We start from the raw sequence: 15,648 nt of genomic DNA, 5'->3' as shown, positions 1-15,648 counted from the left end.
GCAACCATGGGTGAAGGAAAACCAAATCTTGAAGAAAGACAGGTTTTTCGTGTACAGGGCTTTTCCTGAGCGGGGTGTGCCAAAAAGTTCGAACAGAACGTAAAGCACCTGGATGGTGTTTTGGATGCGCAAGTTAACTTCGGTGCTTCAAAAATAACAGTTGTTGGAAGTGCCTCTATTCAAGAATTAGAAAAAGCAGGAGCATTTGAGAATTTAAAAATTTTGCCCGAAAAAATCGGAGAAGAAGGACCGAAAGAATCTTCTTTGAAAAAATATTCAGTATTACTAGTATCAGCAGCTTTTATCATAGTGGGGTACCTGTCTCAAACTCTATATGGAGCAGAGAGCATTTCAACTATGCTAGCTTTCTTGGCAGCCATTGTTATTGGGGGCTTTTCATTATTTAAAGTAGGAATAAAAAATCTGTTTTCATTAGATTTTGATATGAAAACGTTGATGACGGTTGCTATCATCGGGGCAGCTATAATTGGAGAATGGAGCGAAGGGGCAGTCGTCGTCATATTGTTTGCCATCAGCGAAGCACTTGAAAGATATTCCATGGATCAGGCAAGACAATCTATCCGTTCTTTGATGGATCTGGCTCCTAAAGAAGCGCTTGTACGCAGGAACGGTAAAGAAGTAAGCATACATGTAGACGATATCCAAATGGGAGAAATCATGATTGTCAAGCCAGGGCAAAAAGTGGCAATGGACGGAATCATCGTGAATGGGGCCTCCTCACTCAACCAAGCAGCCATTACTGGTGAATCCGTACCGGTCGAAAAAACGGTGGGCGATGAAGTTTTTGCTGGAACATTAAACGAAGAAGGCTTGTTAGAGGTTCGTGTTACGAAACTTGTTGCTGATACAACCATAGCAAAAATTATTCATCTTGTAGAAGAAGCTCAAGCAGAGCGTGCACCTTCACAGGCATTTGTTGATCAATTTGCGAAATATTACACACCTACCATTATGATCATAGCAGGATTGGTAGCTATTATACCTCCTCTATTGTTTGATGCTAGCTGGAGTAAATGGATTTACCAGGGTCTATCCGTATTAGTAGTTGGCTGTCCATGCGCCTTAGTTATTTCAACACCAGTATCGATTGTGACAGCCATTGGGAATGCAGCCCGTAACGGAGTCTTAATTAAAGGTGGAGTTTACTTAGAAGAAGCAGGAGCTCTACAAGCGATTGCATTTGATAAAACTGGAACGTTAACAAAAGGAACACCAGTCGTTACAGATTACAAAATTTTTGCGAATAGAGATGAAAGAGAACTTTTTTCCATCATTACTGCACTTGAATATCGATCCCAGCACCCACTTGCAACTGCCATACTGAAAAAAGCAGAACAGGATGCCATCTCCTATAAAGAGATTGTTGTGCAGGATTTCACGTCTATAACGGGAAAAGGAATAAAGGGCAGCGTTGAAGGAACAGAATATTGCATTGGAAGCCCGAAGCTTTTCGAAGAAGTTGCACTGTTTACCACACAAGATTATAGAATGGAAATTGAAAGGCTGCAAAACCAGGGTAAGACCGTCATGATGATCGGCAGCAATCAAGAAATACTCGCGATTCTTGCAGTAGCGGATGAGGTTCGAGACACTAGCAAACAAGTTATAAAAAAACTGCATGAGTTAGGTTTAAAGAAAACCATTATGCTGACTGGAGACAATGAAGCAACTGCAAATGAAATTGGCAAACAGGTTGGAGTTTCTGACATTAAAGCAGAATTAATGCCACAGGACAAATTGGCCTATATTAAAGAGTTGCGTAAGGAGTATCAAAAAGTAGCTATGATTGGAGATGGTGTTAATGATGCACCCGCATTAGCTGCTGCAACAGTCGGAATTGCAATGGGTGGGGCCGGTACTGATACAGCTCTTGAAACCGCAGATATTGCTTTGATGGGGGATGACTTAACGAAACTTCCTTTTACCATTAAACTAAGTAGAAAGACGTTAGGTATTATTAAGCAAAATATTATTTTCTCGATCGGAATAAAGCTGATGGCTCTTGTTTTGGTTGTACCAGGTTGGTTAACTCTTTGGATTGCCATTTTTGCTGATATGGGTGCAACCCTACTAGTGACTCTGAATAGTTTAAGATTATTGAAAATAAAAGATCGTTAGAGGGTTTCCTGAATTTAGGAAGCCTCTTCTTCGTTTTAGAGGTGAACGGTTGTTGTAAATAGCACTATATTGGTTTCATAGTTCAAAAAAGGGGCCGAATTTTCGTTTCGCTTAAATGAAGAGATGTTTCGCTTAAATCAGGAGACTTTTCGCTTAAATCAAGAGATGTTTCGCTTAAATCAGGAGACTTTTCGCTTAAATCAAGAGATGTTTCGCTTAAATCAGAAGGCTTTTTGCTTAAATGACGAATTTTTTCGCTTAAATCAAAATTTCAGGTACAAAAAATTCTCGCTGAAATGCTCAAATATGAAAATATAAGTAAAATTCGACCGAGTTTCCGGTCATGCCTTTCTTATTAAAGCCCAAAAAGACTCTACTCTTCAAAAGAATAGAGTCTTTTTTTAGTAAAGTTACATTCGTTTATGAAATAATCCCATCACTTCTACTGTTTCGGTAATGTTTACGAACGCATAGGGATCGACTTCTTGAATGAGGGATTTTACTTCCGACAGCTCGTAACGTGAAATGACGGTCATGATGATATTACTCTTTTCATTGGAATAGCCTCCCCTTGAATCGATCATGGTGACACCTCTATAAATATTAGACAGCAAATGCTGTTTTACTTCCTCACCTTTTTTCGTGATAATCATTAAAGTGACTTTTACATGGTGTGTATGAATGGAATCAATAACTTTTCCGGTTACATAAATCGATACCAATGTATTTAAAGCAGCATCCCAGCTAAACAAAAATCCAGAAAAGACAATAACAATAGAGTTCATGACGGATAAAAGTGCTCCCATCGGAAAATCCCTACGTCGAGTAAGAAGCATGCCAATTATGTCAAATCCACCAGATGAGGCAGAACAACGAAAAATAATCCCAATTCCAAGACCGGCCAACGCTCCACCAAAGATAGAACACAAAATAGGATTCGAAGCAATAGGTTGAACAGGAATGAAATACATCGCGATTGAAATAGTCACAACGGATAATATCGTATGTAAAATAAAAGTTCTTCCTAATTTAAGATAACCGATCACTAATAGAGGGAGGTTTAATAGAAAGTTAAAAATACCTGCATTTATAGAAGTAACCATCCCCAGAATAATCGACAGTCCGCTGAGACCGCTACTCATAATCTCATGTGGAATTAGAAATAAATTATATCCGACTGCTACAACAATCGAACCAATCATTACTCCAACTGCTTTCAAAGCTGCCACCTCCAATTAACAATCTCGTAAACACTATTATATCTAGCTAAATAGAGAAGTGGATTTAATAGTTTATTTGAATTTGAGTGAATTTTACGAAATAAGATTCATATATAAAAATTATGTTTTTTAGAAGAATGCAGTGGTTATGTGAAGAACTATATTCCCGAGGATAAAAATAGTGTCTTAATTCAAAAGGGAGATCTAATTGGAGAGGGAAAGTCCCCTAGAGGAAACAATTAAGAAGATTTGAATAAACTCGATCAAGTTTTCCCAAAACCGAGAAAGAAAGTGCCTTTGGATATTATTTAAGCAGAAAAGAAGCCTTCCTTAGAGATTTTTAGATTCTAGATAAAAATTTCTTAAGTTCATTCTAATTGAAATCGCTTGTCGGTCATATAAATCGGTCATCAGGAGTAAATTTTCAGTCGTCATACCGATATATCAGTCGTCAGGAGCAATTTATCGGTCGTCGTTCCGATATATTGCATCAAAGAGGAACAACCCAAGAGAGGACTGGAGCTATCATAGACAGTAAGGCGGGCATCGCACCAATTAGTCATATGCTTGAAAAAGGGGTTAATGTTTGTATTGGTAATTGGTACGGATTACGCAAGTGTAAACATCTGGGAAACAATGAAGCTTGCCTATTATTTGCTTAAAAATAATCCTCATTCAAATCGATTTATTGCAGAGGATGTATTTAAAATGGCGACCAAAAATGGAGCAAAGGCTTATCATCGCGAGTTCCATGGTTCTATTCAAAATGGTTTTATGGCTGATCTTGTGTTTATCAAAAAGAATCCTAACATATCAATGATTCATACTAACGATTTTTCTACAGTAGTTCATAATCTGAAAAAAACCTAAACCATCACTTTTTATTATTCCACACACATCTACTAATAAAAAAATGCGACAGATTCTGCCGCATTTTTTTAGTACTATTCAGGTTTATTTTCAGTATTTGGATCCACTTTAAATTTGGTTTTATATCCATCATATTTTACCATGTTGACCATACCTGCTGTAGCGTGGTGTAAGTCATGGCAGTGGAAAAGCCAGTTTCCAGGATTGTCCGCTTTAAATGCAACAACGTATTCCTCTCCAGGTTTTAAGTTTATTGTATCCTTTACAATTGGTGAGCCTGAAATAGGTTTACCGTTCTTACTTAAAACTTGGAAGAAGTGCCCATGTAAATGCATCGGATGACCATCCTTATGTGAGTTATTAACTAGGCGTACCTTCACTAAATCTCCGGTTTTAACATTTATATTGTCTGTGTCAGGGAACGTCTTTCCATTAATGGTGAAAACCATTCCATTACCCATCATTTGAGTATTTAAATCCATCGTGTATTCAACATCATATTTTTGATGTAATGTAAATTCACCTAATTTATTTTTACCATAATTTACGAAATCAAAATTAGGAAGATTCTGTTGATCGTTCGGCTTATCATTGCCTTTTTCTACACCATCATATTGGATTAAAGCCTTCATTCCAGGTGTTCCTTCCAGATCCCCATGACACTCCAAATACCATTGACCTGGGTTATTTGCGACAAATTCTATATCGTACCTTTCACCTGGTGCAATGGAAACCAATTGGTCTTTGATTTCTTTCGGAGCACTTAATTCTTGGCCATCAACTGCTACGACTTGAAAGGTATGACCATGCAGATGGATTTTATGAGACAAATAACCAATATTTATGAATCGCAGTCTTACACGTTCGCCTTTCTTCACTTGAATAGGGGCGACAGCGTCTCCACTCTTTCCGTTTATTGTAAACGTATCATACATACTCATATCATGGGCCATTGTCATACCAGAACCATGACCACCAGGCATTTCCTCTGTCTCCTTGTCTTCATGATGCATGTCGCCCATATTGTGATCCATTCCATCCTTATTGTCCATCATTCCATTAGAATCAGTAGCTACAGGATTGCTCATCCATTCGTCTAAAACGAGAGCATAATCTTTATCGTATGTTTTTTCTTTTGGTTCAACAATGAACGCACCATAAAGACCTTTATCAATTTGATTTACACCGTCCTGGTGACTGTGGTACATATACGTTCCCGGAACAGAAGCAATAAACTCGTAAGTGAAAGTTTCGCCAGGTTTAACCGCATTTTGTGTGACTCCAGGAATGCCATCCATTTCATTAGGAACAGGAATGCCATGCCAATGAATGGATACGGGAGCAGGTAACTCGTTTTTAAAATGAATGGTTACTTTTTCTCCTTCTTTTACTCGGATTTCAGATCCAGGAACGGAACCATTAAATGTCCAGGCAGTTACTTTTGTTTTTCCGTTGATTTTATGAGTAGCCTCTTTAGCCACAATCGTAAATTCGTTTCCCTTTAATGTTTTTGTCTTAGTTGTTTTAATGAGGTTCGTCTGTTTAGAACTAGTATCTTTACTTGATGGTTCTTCCTCATTCATTTTTTCATGATTCATCCCACTCATATCATGATTCTTTTCCGAGCTACAAGCTGCCAGCAGAAATACGGCAAAGAATAAGATAAAAAACCATTTGATCTTCAAATTAAATCCCCCTTTGTTAGAAATAAACATACCTACATGCTATCGAAAAAATTTGCAAAAAGTATGGAGGAGACTTCGAGATTTTAAGGAGATACTTAGACAAAATATGTACAAAGAAAAAGGAAGATTTCTGCATACTTTCCTACTAAATTATAACTTGCCTTCAAAAGATTAAGATTTTACTAATGTACATGTGGTGGTGAAAAAAGTGATGAATTTGCGAATTTTATTAATATTTTCGCTAGTATGGATTCTTTCCAATACAAATATAGTTTGGGCACATGAAAACCATAAAAATCCAAACCCTGCCTCATTTCTAAATCAAAATCATACAGTGCATTCCAAGGAGAACGGTGATGCACACAGGAATCAAGAGGAAGGAAGTGATCATGTAGAAGGGGTTGTCTCAGATGAGCACAGTAATCATCAAGAAGGCATTGGTCATAAAGAACATCAAGGAAAGCATGAGGAAGACCATAGCCATGAGGAACAAGGCGGCCATGGTGAAAAAGTGGTAATGGAGCAGCCCGCAAATAAACTCGTTTTAGGAACGTTTGGTGCCATTAATTTGTTCTTTTTATTCATTGGTGTATGGAATAAATGGGTAAGAAGAAAGGGTGGAAATAATGTCAGTTACTCAAAATAAATTAAAATCTTCAAAAAAACCTTTTAATCTCTTGTCTATTCCTTTTATAAAGAGATTTATACAAAGTAAATGGTATCCCGGGTTATTTCAGTGGATCGTTCTTATGGTTTTTTCAGTCATTGTATTTGAACTCGTAGCAGGCACTGTCAATCCAAGTAGAAATTTTGGAACTTCAATGACATGGGTTTTATGGTGGCCGATTGTTCCAGTCGTATTTCTTTTGCTTGGGCGATTTTGGTGTGCTGTTTGTCCATTTGGGAAACTAAGTGACATCATAAGAAAAGTGCTTGGCAGTGAAAAGCCGATACCAAAGTTTTTAAAGAAATATGGGATTTGGCTAATCGATCTATTCTTCATCATCATTACTTGGAGTGATCATATTTGGGGAATTGTCGAATCTCCTAGAGGATCAGGTTATTTACTTCTTTTTCTCGTAACGATGGTTGTAATCACATCTGTTTTTTATGAAAGAAGAACCTTTTGTAAAACTTTATGCTTCCTAGGAGGCTTAGCAGGAAATTATTCGCGTTCTGGAGCTTTAGAGCTTAGAGGTACTCCTGAGATATGTAAAACCTGTAAATCCCAATCCTGTTTTAAAGGAAATGAAAAAGTGGAAGGATGTCCAATGTTCCAATTTGTTCGAACAATGGATTCGAGTGCGGATTGTAATTTATGCGGAAACTGTGTAAAAACATGTCCGAATCATTCCATTCGAATATCTCCAAGAATTCCAACATCAGAATTATGGGGAATTAAAAAACCTAAATTAGAACATGCTGTTCTTGCGGCAGTGATCATGGGGATCGTATTCGTACAAAACATTACGATGCTTGAAATTTGGGAAGATATTTTAACAGTAATCGGATCTGTTACAGGTACAGAAAACTACACGATTAATTTTACTATTGCATTTATCATCTCAATGATTCTACCGATAGCCCTTTTATTTGGAACTGCTAAACTAGCAACGGTAATCGGTTACCCGAATAAAGTGAAAGATAACTTTGTCCAGATGGGATATGCGATTATTCCTTTAGATCTAGCAGGTCATTTGGCTCATAATCTGTTTCACATCCTCACTGAAGGTAAAGCAGTGTGGTATAACACACTAGGATTATTTGGTTTTTCGGCTATAAGTACGAATTTAGGTTTTGCTGAACCAACCACTGTTCAAATATTTCAATACATGATCATCTTGTTTGGGCTTATAGGCTCAGGATACACCGTATATAGGATTGGCAATAAGGGGACCTTAAAGAAGCTGTGGCCATTTTTTACTCTGATGCTTTTACTGGCTGCCATAAATATTTATTTATTCTCTCTTCCAATGGCACATCGAGTACATTAATATCTTTTTTTAATTTTCAAATGATGATCCATTTATTGCTCTAATAAGAAAACAGTACCTACTAATGTAAAAGAGTAAAATAAAAAATACATAAAACGCCTAAAAAATGCACAATTTCTTGATAGTTTTTATGTATCATTAAAGACAAATCGAAAAAAAGTGGTGAACACGAGTGAAGAGGCTCTCCTTTAAACTTGGCATTATGATTTTTCTAGTGGTTTTTCTTTTAGAAACTGTCCTATTCCTCTTTCTGCATAATGCGATTGTGGATACGAGAATAGAGGAGGAACTTGCTGCGCTTCAGGCAAGAGGAAACAGTCATCGCGATGTTTTAGAAAAATCCTACAAGAAAGAAACATTGCATCACATTGCATTAATGGAAGCTCAAGCTGAAACAGAAGTGGCCATAACAAATCAAAACCAAGAAGTTATTACCTCTTCACAGCCTTTAGACAATGAGGAAATAAAAATTATTTCTTATTCTATTGGGCAAATTCCACGAGAGGGAAAAGTTTTAGAGAATAGGTGGAAAACAGAAAAGTATATTGCGACGATCAGTCCTTTTTATGTGAGTGGAGAGAAGCAAGGCTATGTGTATATGTTTAAAAACACAGAGCAGGTGCAGAGCTTGATTTCCAGGCTTAATCAACATTTCTTTTTAGCAGGAATTCTAACAATCGCATGTATGTTCCTTACGATAATTTTTCTTTCCAAAGCTCTGACAACACCCTTATTGAAAATGAAAGAAGCAACAGAGCGATTAAGTAAGGGAGATTTTTCTGTAAAACTACCAAAGCTAAAAAATGATGAGCTTGGAGAATTATCCAATTCCATTAAAATCTTAGCTGATGATTTGAACCATTTAAAAAATGAAAGAAATGAATTTCTAGCAAGTATTTCTCATGAACTTAGAACACCTCTAACCTATTTAAAAGGCTATGCAGATGTATCAAGACGAAAAGAGTTAGAGGAATCAGATCGGAATAAGTATCTGAATATTATTTATGAAGAATCAGTGAGACTTGAAAGAATGATCAAAAGTTTATTTGATCTTGCAAGAATGGATCGTAACACCTTCACGATTAAGAAAGAAAAGGTTGAATTATGTTTATTCTTAAATAGCATCCGCGAGAAAGTATTGCCTGCTTTTAATGAAAAAGAAATTCAGTTAGACATTCAATGTGAAAAGGAAATGGAAGTATTTATTGATCCTATAAGAATGGAACAAGTGTTTTTGAATTTATTGGATAATGCGAGAAAGTATTCTCCGCCCCGAACGAAAACCTCCATTCAAGTAAAAAAAAGCAAGCAAAACGTAATCATAGATATTAAAGATGAAGGATTTGGCATTCCAAGAGAAGACCTAGCTTATATATTTGAGAGATTTTACAGAGTAGACAAATCCAGAGCAAGAGCTTCAGGCGGAACAGGACTAGGGTTAGCCATTGTAAAGGAATTAATTGAAGCTCATAACGGTACAATCAGTGTTCAAAGTGAAGTAAATAAAGGGACTACTTTTAGCATTACGATTTCGGAGGTTTAAGTTGTGAAAAAAATTTTATTAGTAGATGATGAACAAAGAATGTTAGATCTTCTAAGCATTTATTTATCTCCATTTTACAGCTGTATAAAAGTATCTTCTGGTCAAGAAGCCCTTGAATACCTTGAAAATCATCAGGTAGATTTAGTCTTGCTAGATATCATGATGCCTAGAATGGATGGATGGGAAACGTGTAGAGAGATCAGAAGGTTTTATGAAATACCTATTATTATGCTGACAGCCCGGAACGAAAAAGATGATGTAATCAGAGGATTAAAAGAGGGAGCAGATGATTATATTACAAAACCGTTTGATGAAAGAGAGCTGCTAGCAAGAATTGAAGCTGTTTTGCGTAGATGGCAAAATGGTGAGAAAAAGTTAGTCAGTTTTAAAGGTCTTGTGTGGAATGAAGAAGCTTTTGAGTTAACTTATAATGGTTCAGAAATTTCAACAACGCCAAAAGAGTTTGCGTTGATTGGTCTTTTTCTACAAAATCCTAACCGTGTTTTTTCAAGAGAAAGCTTACTAAAAACGATTTGGGGCAACAAGGTATATACGGAGGACAGAACGATTGATTCTCATGTTAGAAATGTAAGAGACAAATTGAGACAAGTGAACTTTCCTGTCGACGATTATTTAATTACAGTGTGGGGAGTCGGTTATAAATGGATCATAAAGCAGGAGTAAAAATGTAAGTAATAGTCCAATCTACAATCGAATTTCACCACATGGAGGCTCACAATGAAAAAACTAAAACCCGTACTATGGATCATTATGTTAGGCTTATTATTAGCTGGGTGTTCAAATGATGGGAAAGAAGAATATTTTACCGATGCAAAAAAAGCGAAATTTGACCATGTGCATGGTATAGGATATCCAGGGAATACAGAATCTCTACTAGTAGCTACACACGAAGGGTTATTCAAATATGAAAATGGAAGTTGGAAAAGAAATACTAAGAATCAGCACGACTACATGGGCTTTCAAGCTACAAAAGAGGGATTTTATGCAAGTGGACACCCTGAAACTGGAAGCGATTTGAATAATCCTTTAGGTTTGGTGAAAAGTATAGATGAAGGGAAACGTTTGAAAAAACTGGCTTTCTACGGTGAAACAGACTTTCATTATTTAGCAGCTAGTTACCAAAAGGGAACGGTTTATGTTATTAATGAGGAACCTAATTCTAAGCTTCAAACAGGACTATATTATACAAAGAATGAAGGGAAAGATTGGCATCCATCAAAGCTTGAAGGATTAAATAGTTCATCAGTAGGCGGAATGAACGTCCATCCTACAAAAGACAATATTATAGCTTTGTATGCAAAAGAAGGCATCTTCCTTTCTTATAATTATGGAAATACGGTTGAATTAATTCCAATAGATGGGATCATTACATCACTTGTGTTTAAAGAAACATCTGCTATGTACTCTAAAATGAAAAATAATAAACTATCTTTATATGAACTAGATTTGAATACTAAGAAGGAAAAAATGTTAAATGGTTTATCCTTAGATCCGGAGAATCCAATTACTTTTATAGCCATTAACCCATTAAATGAATCAGAAATAGCCGTTGTCACGAGTAAAAACGATATATTTTTAACGAAAGACAACGGGGAAAATTGGAAGAAAATTGCTGAGGAAGGAGAAACAAAGTAATTGGCTTTGTTTCAGACTGTTGACAAACGCTCGCATTCATCGTCACGAACCCTCCTCCTGTGCTCATTACCATTTAAGGTAACTCCGCTCCTCGTACGGGTTCGTTCCTCGACTGACAAGCGTTTTCAATCAGTTTGATTGTGTGTGAAATATACTTTGTTTTTCTTTTGTTTATGGATAAAGCATTATAAAGGTTGCGATTCTACTGGATCCATGAAAGGGTAGAAGAAGGATTCATTTAACGTAAAAAATTAGATTGAACTTGGGTAACACTCATTTTTCCTAAAGCCTCTGCCAGTAATGGTGGGGGTTTGTTTTTAATGTAAGCCTGAGCATCTTAAGATGGAATTTTTTCATCTTGTGGTACTATAATAGCTAATTGCTAATTAAAAAATGAGGTGTTAGTCATGAAGATCGAAATATGGTCTGATTTTGTATGTCCGTTTTGTTATATAGGAAAGCGCCGGTTAGAAATGGCTCTTGAACAATTTCCAAATAGAGACCAAGTCAAAATTGAGTTTAAAAGCTTTGAACTGGATCCAAATGCTCCGAAATATAGCGATAAACATATTAACGAAGCACTCGCTGCAAAATACGGAATGAGTGTAGAAGATGCTAGACGAACAAATGAAGGTCTCAAGCAGCAAGCAGCCACTGTTGGATTGACCTTTAACTTTGATAACATGAAGCCAACCAATACATTTGATGCCCATCGCTTAGCTAAATTTGCGAAGACTGTTGGGAAAGAAGCAGAGCTTACAGAAAAACTGCTGGCTGCGTATTTTACAGAATCGAAAAACGTAGGCGATCATGAAACATTACTTGATATTGCAGAAGCAGCAGGCTTAGACCGACAAGAAGCACTCAACGTTCTTCAAGATGAAAAAGCATTTGCAAACGATGTCCGCATAGACCAAGCCATCGCCCAGCAGTATGGAATTAGAGGCGTTCCGTTTTTCATCATCAATCAAAAATACGCCATATCAGGTGCCCAACCAACCGAAACCTTCGTAGGAGCTCTTCAAAAAGTATGGGAAGAAGAAAACCCAAAACCAATTTTGCAAGATCTATCTGCTGAACGTGGGGAAGGTGCTGTTTGTACGGATGAAGGGTGTGTTGTGCCGGAGAAGGGGGAGTAGCCTTTTAGAATAAAATGGATTAAATATGGACTTTTTGCATGTTAAACACTCTCTTTATACATTAAAGGGAGTGTTTTGTTTATTTATTGTACGGAGAACCTTACCACAAGTAATGGCCAAAATTAGATGGCGTCGGTTCACTGGTAATGGCAAGCCAAAGCCTAAATCCTTGAAAGAAGCTGAGTTAAGGCCTTGGTTTTTGTGTGATCCTAAGGTCTTGAGGGCGGACTTCTCACTATTTTCAGCTTTAAATAGTTTATAATTATCAGAAAATACTAGATTTATTACTCTATAAATAATTATAATAGAATATGGTATAAGTGAGACAAATATGGTGTGTCCTTAGGTGATGCCTTTCTTGTTGTATCGCCTATGCAGAAGCGTCTACTATTTTTTGCAAATATAGGGGGATAAGGTAGGTTATTATGAGCAGCGTACAGAACAAAACAGACGTTATCTTAATTGGTGCCGGAATTATGAGCGCGACTTTGGGAACATTACTGAAAGAGTTAGCACCAGAATGGGAAATCAAAGTGTTTGAGAAACTCGAAAACGAAGGAGAAGAAAGCTCTAACGAATGGAATAATGCAGGTACGGGCCATGCTGCACTGTGTGAGCTTAACTATACATCCGAAAAATCTGACGGATCGATCGATATTAGCAAAGCTATAAAAGTTAATGAACAGTTTCAGCTTTCAAGACAGTTTTGGTCTTATCTTGTAAAAAGCAATCTGATTCGTAATCCGCAGGACTTTATCATGCCAATCCCACATATCAGTTTTGTACAAGGGGAAAAGAATGTAACGTTTTTAAAAAAACGCATGGAAGCGCTGTCAGCTAATCCGCTGTTTCAAGGAATGGAATTTTCTGATGACCCTGAAAAACTGAAGGAATGGATTCCGCTTATGATGGAAGGCCGTACATTGAATGAACCAATAGCGGCAACAAAAATCGACTCAGGAACAGATGTCAACTTTGGTGCTTTAACGCGTATTTTGTTTGACCACTTAAAGAGGAAAAACGTCGAAATAAACTATAAGCATAGTGTTAAGGATATTAAACGTACTAGCGACGGCTCGTGGAAAGTGAAAGTATATGATATCGATAGCGGTAAAATCGAATACCATACAGCAAAATTCGTCTTTATCGGAGCTGGGGGCGGAAGTCTCCCTTTACTGCAAAAAACCGGTATTCCTGAGTCAAAACATATTGGAGGATTCCCGGTAAGCGGACTATTTATGGTTTGTAACAATCCGGAAATTGTTGCGCAGCATCATGCAAAAGTATACGGTAAAGCTAAGGTTGGTGCTCCACCAATGTCTGTTCCGCATCTTGATACAAGATATATCGACAACAAAAAAACATTGTTATTTGGACCATTTGCCGGTTTCTCACCAAAGTTCTTAAAAACTGGTTCAAATTTTGATTTGATAGGTTCCGTAAAACCGAATAATGTCTTCACTATGTTGGCGGCAGGCGTAAAAGAGATAGGATTGACAAAATATCTGATCCAGCAAGTTATGTTATCGAATGAAAAGCGCATGGAAGAATTACGAGAGTTTATTCCAACCGCCAAAAGCGAGGATTGGGATATAGTGGTAGCGGGCCAACGTGTGCAAGTTATTAAAGATACTGAGACCGGCGGTAAAGGAACACTTCAATTTGGTACAGAAGTTGTGAGTAGCACGGATGGCTCGATAGCTGCGTTGCTTGGCGCTTCTCCGGGTGCTTCTACTGCTGTTCACGTTATGCTTGAGGTATTAGAAAAATGCTTCCCACAAAATATGAAAAAGTGGGAACCGAAAATAAAAGAAATGATTCCTTCTTATGGCGTGTCACTAGTGGAAAACCTAGAGCTTTTCCAAGAAATTCATACTTCAACAGCCCATACGCTTGGACTAGTCGAAAAAGAACTGGCATATAATTAAATCTTTGGATGCAGGAACAAAGGTATTTAATGAAAAATTGGACAATTGTTTCTATGATGAAGAGATTGAAAAGGCAATTACAGAGATAAAATAAATAATCGCTTAAAGAATTGAGTAAATAATAGAATGTCATTGATAATAGAACTTAGAACCTTGGATCTATCTTTGGATCGAAGGTTCTTTTTTCAAAATTCGCAGCTAGAGAGGCTACGGTGAAGTAATGAGGTTTAATATAATAGAAACATCAATGTATAATTGAATTAGGGTTGACACAAGGATATAACTGTAGATAAGTATGAAAAGAATATTTCTATTTTATTAAGAGAGAAGAGATATAAATTAGTAAGGCAAAGACGGAAATGAAAGTATTGGCTAAACGTACTAATGAAAAAAAGTTACTGAATAGGATAGAAAAGATGGTCCCAAGAACTGTTGTTTTGCCTATTTTTTGATGTGGTTCTTACATTAATTATCCTGAAGCCAATAATATCTTCTAGGTTTTATGGATGGAGTTTAAATGCGGGTCTCCGTTAAATTTGAATCCTATTCGACAGGGGAAGGTGGAAAAAGCCCGTGCGAGTCTGAGTACAGGTCTCATTCGGACAGGGGAAGATGGAATAAGCCAAAGCGTGTCTGAATACAGGTCTCATTCGGACAGGGGAAGATGGAATAAGCCAAAGCGTGTCTGAATACAGGTCTCATTCGGACATGGGATAGTGGAAAAAGCGTGTGCGTGTCCGAATACAGGTCTCATTCGGACATGGGATAGTGGAATAAGCCTTAGTGAGTCTGAATGCAGGTCTCATTCGGACAGGGGAAGCTGGAATAAGCCAAAGCGAGTCTGAATACAGGTCTGATTCGGACTGGGGAAGCTGGAATAAGCCTGTCCGAGTCTGAATACAGGTCTGATTCGGACTGGGGAAGATGGGATAAGCCAAAGCGTGTCTGAATACAGGTCTCATTCGGACAGGGGAAAGTGGAAAAAGCGTGTGCGTGTCCGAATACAGGTCTCATTCGGACAAGGGATAGTGGAATAAGCCTTAGTGAGTCTGAATGCAGGTCTCATTCGGACAGGGGAAGCTGGAATAAGCCAAAGCGAGTCTGAATACAGGTCTGATTCGGACTGGGGAAGCTGGAATAAGCCTGTCCGAGTCTGAATGCAGGTTTGATTCGGACTGGGGAAGATGGGATAAGCCAAAGCGTGTCTGAATACAGGTCTCATTCGGACATGTGAAGGAGAAAAAAGCTTTGATCGGTTTGAATACATCAGGTTAGAGATGTTCATAAAACCTCTCAAGTCAAAAAAGATTATTAATATATTTATTTATAATAAGTCACTAGTGTTGCATAAATATTGTCGCAATTTTCAGTTTTATTATTTTTTCTGTTTAGAGCCAAAAAGGTAAATACCCAATTATAGGTGACTCCATCCATTTGGAAATTTATTGACAATTAGACCTGTGCGACGACGACA

Annotated in this window: 11 protein-coding genes; 9 read left to right on the top strand and 2 right to left on the bottom strand. The window is 37.4% G+C overall.

The features are described from left to right. The first annotated feature begins 6 nt into the window (after positions 1-6). The gene (locus tag GD441_RS06815) at positions 7-2,139 is read left to right on the top strand and encodes a heavy metal translocating P-type ATPase (protein WP_153125067.1); all 2,133 of its coding nucleotides are present in this window, start codon (positions 7-9) and stop codon (positions 2,137-2,139) included. Positions 2,140-2,549: 410 nt separating this feature from the next. On the opposite strand, the gene GD441_RS06810 is transcribed toward GD441_RS06815, so the two are convergent. Further along, entirely contained in the window at positions 2,550-3,341 is a 792-nt protein-coding gene (locus GD441_RS06810; RefSeq protein WP_153125179.1) for a YitT family protein, read from the bottom strand. 585 nt (positions 3,342-3,926) lie between these two features. Here GD441_RS06810 and GD441_RS06805 point away from each other — a divergent pair. Then, positions 3,927-4,229 (top strand): amidohydrolase family protein, encoded by a 303-nt coding sequence (locus tag GD441_RS06805; protein ID WP_225434160.1) that lies wholly within the window; start codon positions 3,927-3,929, stop codon positions 4,227-4,229. 74 nt (positions 4,230-4,303) lie between these two features. Here the strand turns inward: GD441_RS06805 and GD441_RS06800 are convergent, their stop codons facing one another. Next, the gene (locus tag GD441_RS06800) at positions 4,304-5,944 is read right to left on the bottom strand and encodes a multicopper oxidase family protein (protein WP_153125064.1); all 1,641 of its coding nucleotides are present in this window, start codon (positions 5,942-5,944) and stop codon (positions 4,304-4,306) included. 178 nt (positions 5,945-6,122) lie between these two features. Between GD441_RS06800 and GD441_RS06795 the strand changes: the two genes are divergently transcribed. The 7 genes from GD441_RS06795 (at position 6,123) to GD441_RS06765 (ending at position 14,174) form a co-directional block, all read left to right on the top strand. Further along, positions 6,123-6,560: a hypothetical protein gene (locus GD441_RS06795; RefSeq protein WP_153125062.1), complete on the top strand. Its 438-nt coding sequence runs from the start codon at positions 6,123-6,125 to the stop codon at positions 6,558-6,560. Further along, positions 6,541-7,908 (top strand): 4Fe-4S binding protein, encoded by a 1,368-nt coding sequence (locus GD441_RS06790; protein ID WP_153125059.1) that lies wholly within the window; start codon positions 6,541-6,543, stop codon positions 7,906-7,908. Before GD441_RS06795 ends, GD441_RS06790 begins: the two co-directional genes overlap by 20 nt. A 172-nt stretch (positions 7,909-8,080) precedes the next feature. Next, positions 8,081-9,451, top strand: a complete 1,371-nt coding sequence (locus tag GD441_RS06785) for an ATP-binding protein (protein WP_153125057.1) — start codon at positions 8,081-8,083, stop codon at positions 9,449-9,451. Positions 9,452-9,454: 3 nt separating this feature from the next. Beyond that, positions 9,455-10,135: a response regulator transcription factor gene (locus GD441_RS06780; protein ID WP_153125055.1), complete on the top strand. Its 681-nt coding sequence runs from the start codon at positions 9,455-9,457 to the stop codon at positions 10,133-10,135. 54 nt (positions 10,136-10,189) lie between these two features. After that, positions 10,190-11,107, top strand: coding sequence for a F510_1955 family glycosylhydrolase (locus GD441_RS06775; protein WP_153125053.1), 918 nt, complete (start codon positions 10,190-10,192; stop codon positions 11,105-11,107). A gap of 407 nt (positions 11,108-11,514) precedes the next feature. Next, entirely contained in the window at positions 11,515-12,246 is a 732-nt protein-coding gene (locus GD441_RS06770; protein WP_153125050.1) for a DsbA family oxidoreductase, read from the top strand. A 425-nt stretch (positions 12,247-12,671) separates the two neighbouring features. Continuing rightward, positions 12,672-14,174: a malate:quinone oxidoreductase gene (locus GD441_RS06765; RefSeq protein ID WP_153125048.1), complete on the top strand. Its 1,503-nt coding sequence runs from the start codon at positions 12,672-12,674 to the stop codon at positions 14,172-14,174. Positions 14,175-15,648 lie beyond the last annotated feature (1,474 nt).

The organism is Peribacillus tepidiphilus (assembly GCF_009466385.1).
In the GTDB taxonomy this organism is placed as follows: Bacteria; Bacillota; Bacilli; order Bacillales; family DSM-1321; genus Bacillus_BN; species Bacillus_BN tepidiphilus.
The sequence above is the reverse complement of the archived record's forward strand: the minus strand, read 5'-3'. Positions and strand labels throughout refer to the sequence as shown.

What these genes read in the sequence shown, in the direction of transcription:
- GD441_RS06770 (WP_153125050.1), top strand. Translation starts at nt 11,515, where the DNA reads ATGAAGATCGAAATATGGTCTGATTTTGTATGTCCGTTTTGTTATATA.
- GD441_RS06800 (WP_153125064.1), bottom strand. Translation starts at nt 5,944, where the DNA reads ATGTTTATTTCTAACAAAGGGGGATTTAATTTGAAGATCAAATGGTTT.
- GD441_RS06790 (WP_153125059.1), top strand. Translation starts at nt 6,541, where the DNA reads ATGTCAGTTACTCAAAATAAATTAAAATCTTCAAAAAAACCTTTTAAT.
- GD441_RS06775 (WP_153125053.1), top strand. Translation starts at nt 10,190, where the DNA reads ATGAAAAAACTAAAACCCGTACTATGGATCATTATGTTAGGCTTATTA.
- GD441_RS06810 (WP_153125179.1), bottom strand. Translation starts at nt 3,341, where the DNA reads ATGATTGGTTCGATTGTTGTAGCAGTCGGATATAATTTATTTCTAATT.
- GD441_RS06765 (WP_153125048.1), top strand. Translation starts at nt 12,672, where the DNA reads ATGAGCAGCGTACAGAACAAAACAGACGTTATCTTAATTGGTGCCGGA.